9 protein-coding genes are annotated in these 14,659 nt (G+C 32.4%); 1 reads left to right on the forward strand and 8 read right to left on the reverse strand.

Features of this window, described 5'->3' with window-relative positions; translation table 11 throughout:
- Nucleotides 1-86: 86 nt before the first annotated feature.
- The 4 genes from J3U20_RS01710 to J3U20_RS01725 all read right to left on the reverse strand — a co-directional run bounded on the left by J3U20_RS01710 (nt 87) and on the right by J3U20_RS01725 (nt 6,965).
- Nucleotides 87-1,466: a tetratricopeptide repeat protein gene (locus J3U20_RS01710; RefSeq protein ID WP_160542135.1), complete on the reverse strand. Its 1,380-nt coding sequence runs from the start codon at nt 1,464-1,466 to the stop codon at nt 87-89.
- Between the two features lie 9 nt (nt 1,467-1,475).
- Nucleotides 1,476-4,088, reverse strand: a complete 2,613-nt coding sequence (gyrA, locus tag J3U20_RS01715) for a DNA gyrase subunit A (protein ID WP_160542136.1) — start codon at nt 4,086-4,088, stop codon at nt 1,476-1,478.
- 173 nt (nt 4,089-4,261) lie between these two features.
- Complete coding sequence (nrdG, locus tag J3U20_RS01720) at nt 4,262-4,765, reverse strand: anaerobic ribonucleoside-triphosphate reductase activating protein (RefSeq protein WP_160542137.1); 504 nt, start codon at nt 4,763-4,765, stop codon at nt 4,262-4,264.
- Nucleotides 4,758-6,965, reverse strand: a complete 2,208-nt coding sequence (locus J3U20_RS01725; protein ID WP_160542138.1) for an anaerobic ribonucleoside triphosphate reductase — start codon at nt 6,963-6,965, stop codon at nt 4,758-4,760. Before J3U20_RS01725 ends, nrdG begins: the two co-directional genes overlap by 8 nt.
- A 453-nt stretch (nt 6,966-7,418) precedes the next feature.
- On the opposite strand from J3U20_RS01725, the gene J3U20_RS01730 reads away from it, so the two are divergent.
- Nucleotides 7,419-7,838 carry a hypothetical protein gene (locus J3U20_RS01730; protein WP_105297550.1) on the forward strand — a complete coding sequence of 140 codons (420 nt, stop codon included), beginning with the start codon at nt 7,419-7,421 and terminating at the stop codon, nt 7,836-7,838.
- Nucleotides 7,839-7,840: 2 nt separating this feature from the next.
- Here J3U20_RS01730 and J3U20_RS01735 read toward each other — a convergent pair whose 3' ends face one another.
- From J3U20_RS01735 to ccsB, 4 genes are all read right to left on the reverse strand, one after another.
- Nucleotides 7,841-8,845, reverse strand: coding sequence for a glycosyltransferase (locus J3U20_RS01735; protein WP_160542139.1), 1,005 nt, complete (start codon nt 8,843-8,845; stop codon nt 7,841-7,843).
- Between the two features lie 16 nt (nt 8,846-8,861).
- A complete protein-coding gene (murA, locus tag J3U20_RS01740; RefSeq protein ID WP_160542398.1) occupies nt 8,862-10,175 on the reverse strand; it encodes a UDP-N-acetylglucosamine 1-carboxyvinyltransferase in 1,314 nt (437 codons plus the stop codon).
- The gene (locus tag J3U20_RS01745; protein WP_105297547.1) at nt 10,172-10,816 is read right to left on the reverse strand and encodes a DUF4290 domain-containing protein; all 645 of its coding nucleotides are present in this window, start codon (nt 10,814-10,816) and stop codon (nt 10,172-10,174) included. The genes murA and J3U20_RS01745 overlap by 4 nt, the downstream gene beginning before the upstream one ends.
- Nucleotides 10,817-11,401: 585 nt before the next feature.
- Nucleotides 11,402-14,641 carry a c-type cytochrome biogenesis protein CcsB gene (gene ccsB / locus J3U20_RS01750; RefSeq protein ID WP_185149848.1) on the reverse strand — a complete coding sequence of 1,080 codons (3,240 nt, stop codon included), beginning with the start codon at nt 14,639-14,641 and terminating at the stop codon, nt 11,402-11,404.
- Nucleotides 14,642-14,659 lie beyond the last annotated feature (18 nt).

Below are 14,659 nucleotides of genomic sequence, written 5' to 3' on the forward strand. Positions count from 1 at the left end.
ATTATCCAATATCAAATATTATTCCTAAAAAGTAAGGGAAGTTTTCTACTACTTCCCTTACAATATGTTGTATTATATTATTTTCTTTATAAGGCAGATTCTGCTTTTTTCATTTCTTCCATTTTATCCTTCATCTGTAAAACTCTATACGCTTCTATTAACGCTTGAATAATACCTTTATCTTTTTGATCATAACTATATGCTTTCTCCATGTAAGGTAAGGCCTGTTTGAACATTGCTTTTCTTTTTTCGACTAAAGCATCATATTTTTCTTGATCAGCTCTAGAAGATCCTAAGGCTTTCATTTTTTCTACAATTTCTTTATCAGGAGCTAATAATAAAGCTGCCAAATTCAGATATGCTGCCGGATAATCCGGCTTAATAAGTATAGTCTTATTATAATATTCTTTAGCTAATTCAGCTGCTTTAGGATCTTTGCTGTATAATACTCCTAAGTTATAATAAGAAATATAATCATAAGGTTTTTTTACAATAGCTTCTCTTAATTTAGCAATATATTTATTAGTTTGACCGGTTTGATAGTATAATTCTCCTATTTGAGAATTTAAATTAGTATCATTCGGAAATTTTTTCAATCCTTTTTCAGCTAAAGTCATAGCTTCATTATACCTTTTATCTGCAACTAATAAGGAAATTGCATAATTGTATAAATCTGCTTCAACGGATGGTGATTCCTCTTTTTTAAAGTCTGAAAATCCGGAATTGGGTGCCGATTTGAATAAATTGTATTGTTCTTCGCTTAAACCGACTCTTTTACCGTTTTGTAAAGCTGTATACGTGGTTGTCTTACCAGTATAGCCTTCATTTAGTAATTCTAAGTACAGTTCAAGAGCTTTTTTATTATTATTGGCTGCATGATAAGAAATTGCTGCATAATATTTAAAAACTTCATCCGCATTTCCAGCTGCTTGAGTTAAATAAAAGGATTCTAAAAAATCATCAGCCGCTTTCGAAAATTGTTTCGCATTATATTCAGAAGTTGCCCTGCCAGATAATTCTTGTCTTTTTTGTTCTAAAATCGGAATTATTTTTTGAATATAGTTTGTACCCGATTTAGTTTCTTTTAAACCTGTAAAACCTTCGGATTTAAGTTTTTCTGCTTCTTCTTTAGTAAGAACAAAAGCCTTTTCTTTAGTATTTTTATTTTTTAAAGAATAAATAGGGCCTTTTTCATAAAGAGCTAATTTAGAAAATATTTTAGCAGATTCAAGAGTTTTTCCTTGTTCCAATAAGGAATTTCCTTTTACATATAAATATTTAGCATATACGTCAGGATTGATTCCGGATATATTAGAACTAACCGTTGGTTCTACTTGTTGAATTAATGACTCAGCCTGAGTTTTATTTCCTTTCTCTAATGCATTAAAAGCATCTTTTATTTCTTTCTCTTGGCCAAAAGACCATAAACTAACTAATATAAATAAAGAAACTGATATTTTTTTCATATAATGGTTTTAATCCTGTGATTCTGAATTATTTTCTTCGTTTGATTCATTTAAATCATTTTCTGAATCGTCAGAATCATTTAATTTTTCATTTGTTTCTGTAACGTTTAGCGAGGTTTCACCATCCATACTATTTCCATTTTCATCATATTCTTCTTCATCAACCCCTTCTTCTTTTTCAATTTTAGTTATGGCAGCAATTTCATCGTTCTTTTTAAGATTAATTAATTTAACTCCTTGTGTGTTCCTGCTCATAACTCTAAGTTGTTCCACAGACATTCTGATGGCAACACCGGATTTATTAATAATCATTAAATCGTTATCATCGGTAACCTTTTGGATAGCTATCAGATTACCGGTCTTATCAGTTATATTTAAAGTTATGACTCCTTTTCCTCCTCTGTTAGTAATACGATATGCATCGGCGTGAGTTCGTTTTCCATATCCTTGTTCTGATACAACTAAAATAGTGTCATTTTCAGGATCTGAAATAATAACCATTCCAATTACTTCGTCATCCTCATCGCCAAGAGTAATACCTCGTACACCTGAAGCATTTCTACCGATAGGTCTTAATTTTTCTTGAGGGAAGCGAATAGCTTTTCCATATTTAGTAGCAATCATTATTTCATCGTTACCGGAAGTTAAACTTGCGCTTACCAAAGTATCTCCTTCCCTAACATTAATAGCATTAATTCCGTTGGCACGTGGCCTGGAATAAGCTTCCAATGTTGTTTTTTTTATGGTTCCTTTTTGGGTAACCATTACTAAAAACGTATTATTTATATATTCCTCATTTTTCAAATCATGAGTTAAGATATAAGCTTTGATTTTATCGTCTGATTCGATATTTATTAAATTCTGAATAGGTCGTCCTTTAGCTATTTTGGAACCTTCTGGAACTTCAAATACTCGTAACCAGAAACATTTACCTTTTTCTGTGAAGAAAAGCATATACTGATGTGCAGTAGCGGAAACAACGTATTCAAGGAAATCTTCATCTCTGGTAGATGCTGCACGGTTTCCAACGCCACCTCTTGATTGGGTCTTATATTCAGAAAGAGAAGTTCTTTTGATATATCCCATTTTAGAAATAGTTAAAACAACTTTTTCGTCAGGAATAATATCTTCAATACTCATTTCTCCACCCGCAAAATTGATTTCGGTCTTACGCTCGTCACCGTATTTTTGCTTGATCTCTTCTAATTCTTCTTTAATGATAGAATATCTTAGTCCTTCGTCATTTAAAATAGTCTTAAGGTATTCGATCTCTTTCATAATAGCATTGTACTCATCTCGGATTTTATCCAACTCCATTCCGGTTAAACGAGCCAATCTAAGATCCAGGATCGCTTGAGCTTGTATTTCCGTTAATTCAAATTCTTGGATTAAGCCCGTTTTTGCTTCGCCGGGACTTGAACTTTCACGGATTATTTTAATGGCTAAATCTAAAGTATCTTGAGAAGCAATAACTTTCATAAATCCTTCCAAGATATGGGCTCGCTCTTGAGCTTTCTTAAGAAGGTATTGAGTACGTCTTACCACGACGTCATGTCTGTGCTCAACAAAATGATGAATGATATCTTTTAAATTAAGCTGAACGGGTCTACCGTTTACTAGTGCAATGTTATTAACACTAAATGAGGTTTGTAATGCGGTGTATTTGTATAAAAGATTTAATACTACATTCGGGATGGCATCATGTTTAAGCTCATAAACTACTCTCATTCCATTTCTGTCAGACTCGTCTCTGATTTCAGAAATACCTTGTAATTTATCTTCTTTGATTAATTCGGCCGTACGAGCAATCATATCGGCTTTATTTACCTGATATGGAATTTCTGTTACTACGATGGCTTCTCTGCCGTGTACCTCTTCGAAATTGGCTTTTCCTCGTAAAATGATTCTTCCTCTTCCTGTTTCAAACGCAGATTTTACCCCTTCATAACCGTATATGATACCACCGGTAGGAAAATCGGGAGCTTTAATGTGCTGCATTAATTCATCAATAGTAATATTTCTGTTATCAATATACGCACAAATGGCACTAATAGATTCAGTAAGATTATGAGGAGCCATATTGGTAGCCATACCAACAGCGATTCCTGATGCACCGTTAACTAACAGAATAGGAATACGGGTAGGCATTACTTTAGGCTCTTCTAACGTATCGTCGAAGTTAAGTTGAGTATCAACCGTATCTTTATCTATATCCGATAATATTTCTTCGGAAATCTTTTTTAGTCGGGCTTCAGTATACCTCATCGCTGCAGGCGGGTCGCCGTCTACGGAACCGTAGTTACCTTGACCGTCTACCAGCTGATACCTCATAGACCATTCCTGAGCAAGCCTTACCATAGTGTCATATACTGACGAGTCTCCATGAGGATGGTATTTACCCATAACCTCCCCAACGATTCTTGCAGATTTTTTGTAAGAACTGTTGGCAGTAACTCCCAATTCATACATCCCATATAAAACCCTTCTATGTACGGGTTTCAAACCATCTCTTACATCGGGTAGAGCCCTGGAAACTATCACAGACATTGAATAATCAATGTAAGATGATTTCATTTCATCTTCAATATTAATAGGAATTAATTTTTCCCCTTCTCCTATCATAAGTGTACTTGTTTATTTTTTCTTTAGTATATAAGACCGTAAAGATAATGAATTTTTATCGAACACGCAATTAGACATGCCTTTTAAGGATTTTGTGCGATTATGGTTCGTATTTATATATCAATTTGGATTCAAATGAATTTATCTCAATGGAATATTTACTTAATAAATTTTTATATAAATTGGTTCTCTCTGATTACTATACTTTTATGCAAAAGTGTTTTTTGGACATCAATTATTCTTTGATTGGTACTTCCTCTAAATGGTAATCCTTCTTCGTATAAAGTATTCACGTATTTACCGTCTACAAGTACGTCTATATAAGGTAAAATTTGTGATAATTTTTTGGATTTATGTATTTGCTCAAAGGTAAATCCGGTGTAACACCAAATATTTTTATGCGAAATAGCTTTAATTTCTTTGGCTAGTTCTGTAAATTCTTTTACTTGTATTAACGGGTCACCGCCCGTAAAAGTTACATTTGAAAATTCTGATTGATTTATAATCTCAATAAGCTCATTAATCGTATAGGGTTTTCCTTTATCAATATCCCAAGATTCCGGATTGTGGCATTCTACACATTTATGAATGCATCCTGCCGCATAAATAGAAGTCCTAAAGCCGGGTCCGTCCACCGTTGTATCCTGTATAATATCTAGTATAGATAGTTTAGTCATGAATAATACGGTCGTTTAATTCCGCTAACTTAGCATAATTCCATCTATCGGTTGTCCCTACTAAATATCCCGTAATTCGTTGCAAACGGTCAATATGGGTGCTTCCACATTTTGGGCATTCGTCTAAATGGGCAGAAGCATTTTCATACCCGCAGGGTAAACATCTGTTTCGAGTATGATTCACGGAAGAATAGCCGATGTTATATTTATCCATCATATCCACTACAGTCATGATTGATTCGGGATTGTGAGTGGCATCTCCATCTATTTCAACATAGAAAATATGTCCACCGCGAGTTAAATCATGATAAGGTGCTTCAATTTTAGCTTTTAAGTGAGCGCTGCATTTATAATATACCGGTACATGATTAGAATTAGTATAATATTCTCTGTCCGTGATACCTTTAATGCTTCCAAAGTCTTTTTTATCTTTTCTGGTAAACCTACCTGCTATGCCCTCTGCCGGTGTGGCTAGAATACTATAGTTATGTTTATAATTTTCTGAAAAAGTTAAAGATTTGTCCCTCATAAATGTAACTATTTCCAGTCCTAATTTTTGAGCCTCCTCATCTTCCGCATGATGTTTTCCTATCAAAGCTACTAAAGCTTCAGCAAGTCCTATAAATCCGATTCCCAAAGTTCCTTGGTTGATTACTTTTTCTACTGTCTCTTCAGACTTTAGTTCTTCGGATCCATTCCATAATGTCGACATTAATAAAGGAAATTGTTTTGGAGCTGCTGTTTTTTGAAATTCAAAACGTTGATGCAGTTGTTCGGCAGCTATTTGTAACGTATGATCCAACTTTTGGAAAAATTGACGTTTTCTTTCAGTTTCATCCATTATTTCGCGGGTCTCTAATGCCAATCTAACTAAGTTGATTGTTGTAAAAGATAGATTACCTCTACCTATGGATGTTTTCTCTCCAAATCTGTTTTCAAACACACGCGTACGACATCCCATAGTGGCTGTTTCGTATTGATATCTTTTAGGATCTTGTGCATTCCATTTTTCATGATGATTGAATGTAGCATCTAAGTTCAAAAAGTTTGGAAAAAAACGTCGGGCGCTAACTTTGCATGCTAATTTATACAGGTCATAATTCGGATCCTCAGATAAATAACTTACTCCTCGCTTTTTCTTCCATATTTGGATAGGAAAAATCGCAGTTCCACCGTTTCCAACGCCTTCATCCGTGCTTGTTAAAAGTTCTCTTATCACACATCTTCCTTCCGGAGAAGTATCCGTACCGTAATTAATGGAACTGAATACTACTTGATTTCCTCCCCTGGAATGGATCGTATTCATGTTGTGGATAAATGCTTCCATGGATTGATGAACTCTACTTACGGTTCTATTGATGGCATGTTGTACAATTCTTTCATCACCTTTTTTATGGCCAAGTTCTTCCTTAACATAATCCTTAATCACGTAGTCATACAGGTGTTCATAATTTTGACCGTTTATATTTTCAAGAATTTTTATTTCCTCAATATAGCTTTTTCTAACAAACGGCGCTAAATAAAAGTCAAATGCCGGAATCGCTTGTCCTCCGTGCATTTCATTTTGAGCGGTTTCTAACGAAATACAAGCCAACATGCTGGCGGTTTCAATTCTTTTTGCCGGTCTTGATTCTCCATGTCCTGCAAAAAGACCGTTTTCTAAAATTTTATTTAATGGATGTTGTACACAAGTTAGACTTTTAGTCGGGTAATAGTCTTTATCGTGAATGTGTATATAGTTGGAAAGGACCGCTTCTTTGGCTTCAGGACTTAAAAGATAATCATCCACAAAGGGTTTGGTGGTTTCACTGGCAAATTTCATCATCATTCCTGCAGGGGTGTCAGCATTCATATTGGCATTTTCCCTTGTAACCTCATTGGATTTGGTTTCAATAATCTCCAAAAACATATTGCATGTTTTAGCCTTTCTTGCAACATTTCTTTGATCTCTATAGGAGATATATTTTTTTGCAACTTCTTTACGGGGACTGTTCATTAATTCCATCTCTACCATGTCTTGAATGGCTTCAACCGTCATTTCTACATTGCCTGTTTGGGATATATCTTCAGTAATTTTTTGTATTAAAAAAGAATCCACTCCATTTTCCGTATTTTGCATAGCTTTGCTAATCGCATTAAAAATCTTATTTTTATTAAACTCGACAATGCGTCCATCTCTTTTAATAACTGTCTGAATCATTTTATGTTTACTTTATCTATTGCACTTTATATAAGATGAAACCTTATACTTGGAGACATAAAATTTAATTGTCGCCAAATACAGGGTTATATATGAAACTTGGAATACTAATAATTGTAACGTAATTATTGAATATTCAATAATTTAAGGTAGTAAGAATACAGGAATTTTTCCTGTTATTGGTCATGTATTCGATAAAGCTTCATATGTTAGTACAAAGATAATTTTATTTTTACTTAGCTTTTTTTATTTAAGAATTTAATTTTCAACATAATTATTTCTTATGATATTATTACTAAAATTTATAGAAAAATATCAATTATTGATCGAATCGTCTAAAAAAATAAATAAGTCAAAATAATAAATAATCACATTTTAAAAGATCAGCATTTAGGTAGTAAAGTTATTAACAAGGACTTAAATTTGGAGATATTATTTTACTATATTTGAGACATGAAAAAACTATCAGTACTTTTATTTTTATATACTTCTTTTATCTGCTATGCTCAGGAAAAGAACCTTACCTGTCTTGACTTTAATCGGGGTGAATTCAGAAATATTAGCGAAAATTCCAATTTAAGTTCCCTTATTGTGAGAAATGGCAATAAACAGCTGGAAGTTACCAACGGAGTTGAATCTTTTAAAAGGATTGAATGGTTAAATGATTGCGATTATATATTATTTTTCTCAAATCGAGACGCTAAAAAGGACAGTTTTAAAAGATTTATCAATAAAAATGGAGGGATTAAAGTAAAGACTGTTAAAATTGAAAAAAACATTTTATACTATAATACCTATTATTTTGATGGTAAAAAAGAAATTATGGGAGAAGGAAGATTGCTTAAAACAAGTAATCATGCTTCATTTAAATAAAACTAATAAAAGTGTGATGGAAATGCCTCTTTAGGTTCCCTATTTAAGATATTTAATTTTATATAGGATTGTAAAAAGCCAAATCCATAGGAAAAAAATTGAATAAATGTTGTAAGTAAAGATATGAGACCGATTTTGATGCTCCTGTTTTTATAGCTTGAATCGAGGAAAATAGCACAGCAATAAAAAAGCAAAGGAAAGATACACCAATAATTAACTATCGATAATACTAAGGACAAAACAGTGAATATCAAAAAAAGAGAAGGAAACCAAAAAGTAATTTTTGTAAAGCTAGGATGTCTTTGGTTCAATATGGGTCGGGCAATTCCGAAATGATATACTTGATTAGCAAATTTCTTTAGGGAAGTTCTTCTTTTATGAAAAACCTTGCATTCAGGAAAAAATCGGGTTTTAAACCCTTTTTCCCAAAGAGTAAGACTTAAATCGGGGTCTTCTCCTACCCTCAGTTCCGAAAATCCGCCAACACTTTTAAATGCTTCTTTGGATATACCCATATTAAAACTTCTGGGCTGGAATTTATTTATCGCTTTTTTATTGCCACGAATTCCTCCCGTGGTTAATAAAGAAGTCATGGAATATGAAATTGCTTTTTGTAAATCATTAAAATTTTTATCTGCCGAATCAGCTCCGCCAAAAGCATCCACATAATTTAATCCTAATTCTTTACGCACATTTTCTATATAATGAACCGGAGCAATACAATCTGAATCTAAGAAAATATAATAATTTCCTGAAGCGTGTTCCGCTCCGTAATTTCTTGATAATCCTGCTCCGGAATTCGATTTGTAATAATATTTAATATCCAATACTTCTGCATAAGTGGAGACTATAGGTTCTAACTTTTCTTGAGATCCATCGTCTACAATAACAATTTCAAAATTTTTATCCGTTTGATTAATTAAACTAAACAGTAATTCCTGTAGTTCATCTTTTCTATTATAGACTGCTATAATAATTGAAATTTTTAAATGTAAATCTCCATGCATAGTTTTGTTTTATAGATTATAGGTCAATCCGAACAATATCGGCGCCCAAGGCCCTTAATCTCTCATCGATGTTTTCATATCCTCTATCGATTTGATAAATATTATGTATTCGGCTGGTTCCTTTTGCAGACATGGCGGCAATCAGTAAAGATATGCCGGCTCTGATATCCGGAGAAGTCATTACTGTTCCTCGTAAAGGAATTTCATGATTTAATCCGATAACTGTTGCTCTGTGCGGATCACAAAGAATTATTTGTGCCCCCATGTCAATGAGTTTATCAACAAAAAACAGTCTGCTTTCAAACATTTTTTGATGTATTAAAACACTTCCTTTAGCTTGTGTGGCAACTACTAAAATAATACTTAATAAATCGGGAGTGAATCCCGGCCAGGGAGCATCGGAAATCGTTAATATAGATCCGTCTATAAAATTTTGAATTTTATAATGTTCTTGTGAAGGGATATATAGGTCTTCACCTCTTTTTTCGATTTGAATACCCAATCTTCTAAAAGTATCCGGTATATTACCTAAATTTTCCCAGCTAACCTCTTTGATGGTAATTTCCGATTTAGTCATGGCAGCCAAGCCAATGATACTTCCAATCTCAATCATATCTGGGAGTACAGTGTGTTCGGCACCGTTAAGTTCGGAAACGCCATAAATAGTTAAAAAATTAGAGCCAATTCCTTCAATCTTTGCACCCATTTTAATTAACATCTTACATAATTGCTGGATATAGGGTTCACAAGCGGCATTATATATTTGAGTTTTTCCTTCTGCCAAAACTGCAGCCATAATGATGTTTGCAGTACCTGTTACGGAAGCTTCTTCTAAAAGTAAATAATTACCATTTAACTTTTTAGCTTTTACGGAATAAAACTTTTCTTCTTCGTCATATTCAAATTGAGCTCCTAAATCAATAAATCCTTTAAAGTGAGTATCTAATCTTCTTCTACCGATTTTGTCACCGCCAGGAACGGGAATATAAGCTTCTCCGAATCGACTTAAAAGAGGACCTAATAGCATAATGGAACCCCTTAGCTGAGCTCCGTTTTTTCTAAATTCTTTACTTTTCAAAAATTCAAAATCAATTTCTTCAGAACAAAAGGTATAATCTCCCTTAACGTTTCGGGTAACTTTTACACCCACTGTTTTTAAAATTTCAATTAGTATTAAAACATCTTGAATTTCGGGTATATTTTTTATCCTAACTGATTTTGATGTTAAAAGGGTTGCACAGATAACTTGAAGAGCTTCGTTTTTGGCACCTTGCGGAAAGAATTCACCATGAAGAGGCTTTCCACCGCAAATCTGAAAAGTATTCATTATTTATTTTTGTTTTTAGAAAAATTATTTTTCTTTTGATTTCTATAGTTACTATTGTTGTTTCTATTCTTGTTTTTATAAGAAGTATTTGAATTAGTCTGAACCGGCACATTCATTAAAGCTTCTTTTGAACTCAATTTTAAGGAACCGTTAGATAATTCTTCTAAATGATTAAATATTACTTCATCTTCTACCTGATCTTTGTTCCATTTCAGGTAATTTTTTTTCATTTGATTAGCGATCACATATTTCAATCCTTCTTTCTTATCACCTTCTTCCCATGATTTTGCTATTTCAATCATTTTTTTCACATTCGTTCCATAATATCTGTATTTAGATTCATTGGAAGGATAAGCCATTTTTTTGGGAGCCGTATTCATTTCTGCCTTGGTAGGAATCGGGTAAGGTGAATCTACTTTTAAATCAAAATTGGCCATTATAAAAAGTTGATCCCATAGCTTATGTTGAAAATCCGGCACATCTCTTAAATGAGGATTTAAATCTCCCATAACATCAATGATTGATTTGGCAAATTTATTTCTTTCATCATCGTCCTCGATCGTCATACAATGATCAACTAATTGTTGAACATGTCTTCCATATTCCGGGATAATTAATTTTTTTCTTTGAGTATTATACTCCATATTTTAATTTTAAAATTAATAATACAAATATTATTTTGTGTAAAATTTACTGTAGAAAAGACTCCTTTTTTCCGACCTATTAGGTAAGCTAATGGTTTATATATAAGACCGTGTAATTTACATTAACATAAACAAATTGCCATAAAGAAATTTTTGTCATAAAAATTTCTGAGTCTCTATTTATTTAGCTTATACTTTAGTCTTTTAAAGTATATTTTTGTTTTTATTATATAGTAAACTGTAAACTCCTGACTAAATCATAAACATTTATGCGACTTATAAATAATGTCATCGGAAATTTTTTTTAAAAGGAACAATAGTTTTAGTAAATTATAAATCTACTATTTGTAGGTTGCAAATGTAATCATAATTCTTGATATTTTCCTTGTAATTAGTATTTATTTATCATATAGTTATTTTTTTTTCATTAATAAATAATTAATTGATGTAAATAATTTTATTTTTATGCAATTAATAAGGTTATCTAGGAATGTAATTGATTTTAACAAGCTTGATTCTCTATTAATTTATCTTTTTAGAATATTTATAACTATATTTTATATTTTGTTTATTTATTTAATTTTTTTAGGAATTGAATTTTCTTTTTTGGGCTATATATGAAGTTAATCCTAATATAGCAACCAATAATAGTACAATGTATACCCATAAAGGTATAGGAACCGGATCTCCTTGTGCGTAAGAGTGTAAACCCGATAGATAATAATTTACACCAAAATATGTCATTATAATGGTCGAAAAAGCTACTAAAGATAAAAAATTAAACAGGTATTTACCCCTCCAATTAGGAACTAATCGCAGATGTAAGACAACCGCATAAACTATTACGGAGATAAATGCCCAAGTTTCTTTAGGATCCCAACTCCAGTACCGCCCCCAGCTTTCATTTGCCCAGATACCGCCCAAAAATGTTCCGATGGTTAATAAAAAAATACCAATCGTCAATGATAGTTCATTTACAATAGTTAATTCTTTAATTGAATTTTCAACTTTATAAGAAATATCTTTACGGTTTATTATAAATAAAAATAAAACTACGGTTCCTATTAAGGCACTTAATCCGAAAAAACCATAGCTGGATGTAATTACCGCAACATGGATCATTAGCCAATATGATTTTAACACAGGAACTAAAGGCGTAATTTGTGGATTCATCTGATCTCCTCCATGAGCAAATCCCATTAAGATAACTGCAACTAAACAACCCGCCGCAGGAATAAATCCATTTCTGTTTCGATATAAGAGAAAACCGGCCAATACACTTATCCAACTTATGAACAGTACCGCTTCATATCCGTTGGACCAGGGTTCATGTCCCGAAACATACCATCGAATCCCTAATCCCATTCCATGTATAAGAGCAGTTAGTATAACTAGACTTAACAAAATCCACTCCAACCAAGAATAAAGCTTATAGTTTTCAGTAAATAGCTTGGTAAATGCCAATATTAGTAATACAAGTCCCAGTACGGCATATACTATCATTATTTTAAAAAATACATCCCAATTATTGTATCTTAATTCCCAAATGATCTTGGCTTGAGAAGGTATAATTTCTTTACCCCATTTGAGTTGATAATCGGATATTTTTTCCAGGGCTTCATCCGCTTGATTCCAATTATTATTTTTTTCAGCCACTACTATCGCTCTAAAATACCCTCCCAACAAATTCAAAGCAACGCTATCAGTTTTCATATCGGGTAAAATCCAGGAAGTCCAGGTATGATTTTTATCGTTGGGTATCGGAATAAATTTTAAATAATACCCGCTGATTAATCCTTGCATTACTTGGAGCTTATCATTTAACTCAATTATTTCTTTATCATAATTTGATCTTTCTGCCGGTTTTTTTCTAAATGCTTTTTTAAAATCATTTTCCAAAATAAAATCGGGAGATCCATCCGGTTGGGTAGTAAATAAATTCATTAAAGAGGTATAACCTTCTGTATTTGCTTGAGTAATTTTTTTTAATTGGTCCCCTCCCTTAGTTCCTATTTTGAGTAAAGGAACATTTGCCCAAAGCATAGGATTGGTAGATATGGAAATAAAAAATTGATTAGCGTCCAACTCATAAAATTTTTCGCTTTTATGTAATTTTCGTAAAATTTCTAAAGCCAATGTATTCACCGGTTCTATTCGTCCCTCGGATGATTGAACCAAAAGTGCTCCAAATTTATCTGAATGTGATTTTGGAATGTGTATACTTTTACTAAAAGTTTCCCCGTCTACTACTTTTGAATACGTTGTATTTTGACTATGGGTATGCTCATGAATTTCCGGTTTATGGACGGAAGATTTAGATAAGGTGTCAAGATTGTTCTTCTCCGGATTTTGACTAAAAGCATATTGACTGAATAAAAGAAATACTAAAAGAAATAATTTTTTATGAGCAGCTATTTTTTTAAGTTGAACATTAAGTTTAGAAAATCTTGTCCCCTTCCAAAATAAAGTAATAAACATTCCCACTATTAATAATGCATAGCCAATATAGGTTAAAGTTGTCCCCCAGAAATCATGATTAACGGAAAGTACTGTTCCTTTTAAATCTGAATCAAAACTGGATTGAAAAAATCGGTATCCTTTGTAATTGAGTATGTGATTCATATAAATTTTAAAAGGTGTTTCTTTTCCATTATCTAAAATGGATATATCGGATTCATACGAAGATGGACTGTTACTTCCCGGATAATGTTCCATAATGAATTTATTCAGTTTTAACGAAAATGGAGAAGTAGTATAGATTTTAGAACCATAACCTATTGAAATGAGCAAATTATCTAGGTCTACTTGTTTTTGAACCCCGGTTAACCCTTTTTTTCCATAAAATAAAAATTCTTTAGATTGTTGATTGGTTGAGGCTTTCATGTAAATAAGATCGGGATCTTCAGAATTTTTATTTTTATCCCCTTCATAATAAATAATTTTACCCGATTGAGGAGTAATCGGTATCACAAAACTTACATTGGGAAATTGATAGAGACTGGCAAAATGTAATTTTTGTTTTTTATCGCTTCCTTCAACCGGAAGTTCTTCCTGTGTTGTCATGATCATACGCCTTCCCATCATGGACGAAGAAATATAGATTTCTTCATTTTCTGTGGTAAAATTTATGGCACCCGGAAGATGATTATTGAAACTTAGGGTTGAATTTTGAACTTGTCGGGCACTTCCTTCTTCAATATAAATAGTTTCTCTTCCCTTTGATCCTGAACAAATTACTTTCAATATTTTTTTACCTGAAGGTGTTATTTGTAATGAATCTTGAGCTCTTGGAATAAATTTTACAGATTCTAATTTTACCTTTTGACCTAAAAAATCGTAATTGGCAGAAAATTTCTTTTGAAACGGTTTAAGTAAAAGAGGAATATTTTCTGAGGTTAAAGTGAAAGGAATATCTTTATATGCTCTGGTTTCTCCTTGAAAATTTGAAATTTGTACTTTAAAGTAGGTTGCATCTGATATAATTTCATTACTTGTCTCTCCTTCTCTAATATGCATTTGTCCTTCATAGCTAATATATCTTGTGATCGCACCTCCTAAAAAAATAAAGATAAAAGATAAATGAAAAGTTAAAATGGGCCATTTTTTTAAGGACCAAAGCTTATATTTTTTAATATTTCCTATGAAATTTAAGATTAAAATGAGCATGATCAGTTCAAACCATTTCGAATTGTATATTAATGCCTTGGCAACTGAAGTACCATAATCATTTTCTACAAAAGTTGCCCATGCCATAGAGAGAGCATAAATGACCAACATAATCGCTGTTGTTTTAGTAGAAAACAACAAGTCAAGAATTTTCTTCATTGGTTTTTTTATATTATT

This window comes from Apibacter sp. B3919 (assembly GCF_026537405.1).
GTDB lineage: Bacteria > Bacteroidota > Bacteroidia > Flavobacteriales > Weeksellaceae > Apibacter.

Coding starts and splice junctions, on each gene's coding strand:
- J3U20_RS01710 (WP_160542135.1), bottom strand. CDS start 1,466: ATGAAAAAAATATCAGTTTCTTTATTTATATTAGTTAGTTTATGGTCT.
- gyrA (WP_160542136.1), bottom strand. CDS start 4,088: ATGATAGGAGAAGGGGAAAAATTAATTCCTATTAATATTGAAGATGAA.
- nrdG (WP_160542137.1), bottom strand. CDS start 4,765: ATGACTAAACTATCTATACTAGATATTATACAGGATACAACGGTGGAC.
- J3U20_RS01725 (WP_160542138.1), bottom strand. CDS start 6,965: ATGATTCAGACAGTTATTAAAAGAGATGGACGCATTGTCGAGTTTAAT.
- J3U20_RS01730 (WP_105297550.1), top strand. CDS start 7,419: ATGAAAAAACTATCAGTACTTTTATTTTTATATACTTCTTTTATCTGC.
- J3U20_RS01735 (WP_160542139.1), bottom strand. CDS start 8,845: ATGCATGGAGATTTACATTTAAAAATTTCAATTATTATAGCAGTCTAT.
- J3U20_RS01745 (WP_105297547.1), bottom strand. CDS start 10,816: ATGGAGTATAATACTCAAAGAAAAAAATTAATTATCCCGGAATATGGA.
- ccsB (WP_185149848.1), bottom strand. CDS start 14,641: ATGAAGAAAATTCTTGACTTGTTGTTTTCTACTAAAACAACAGCGATT.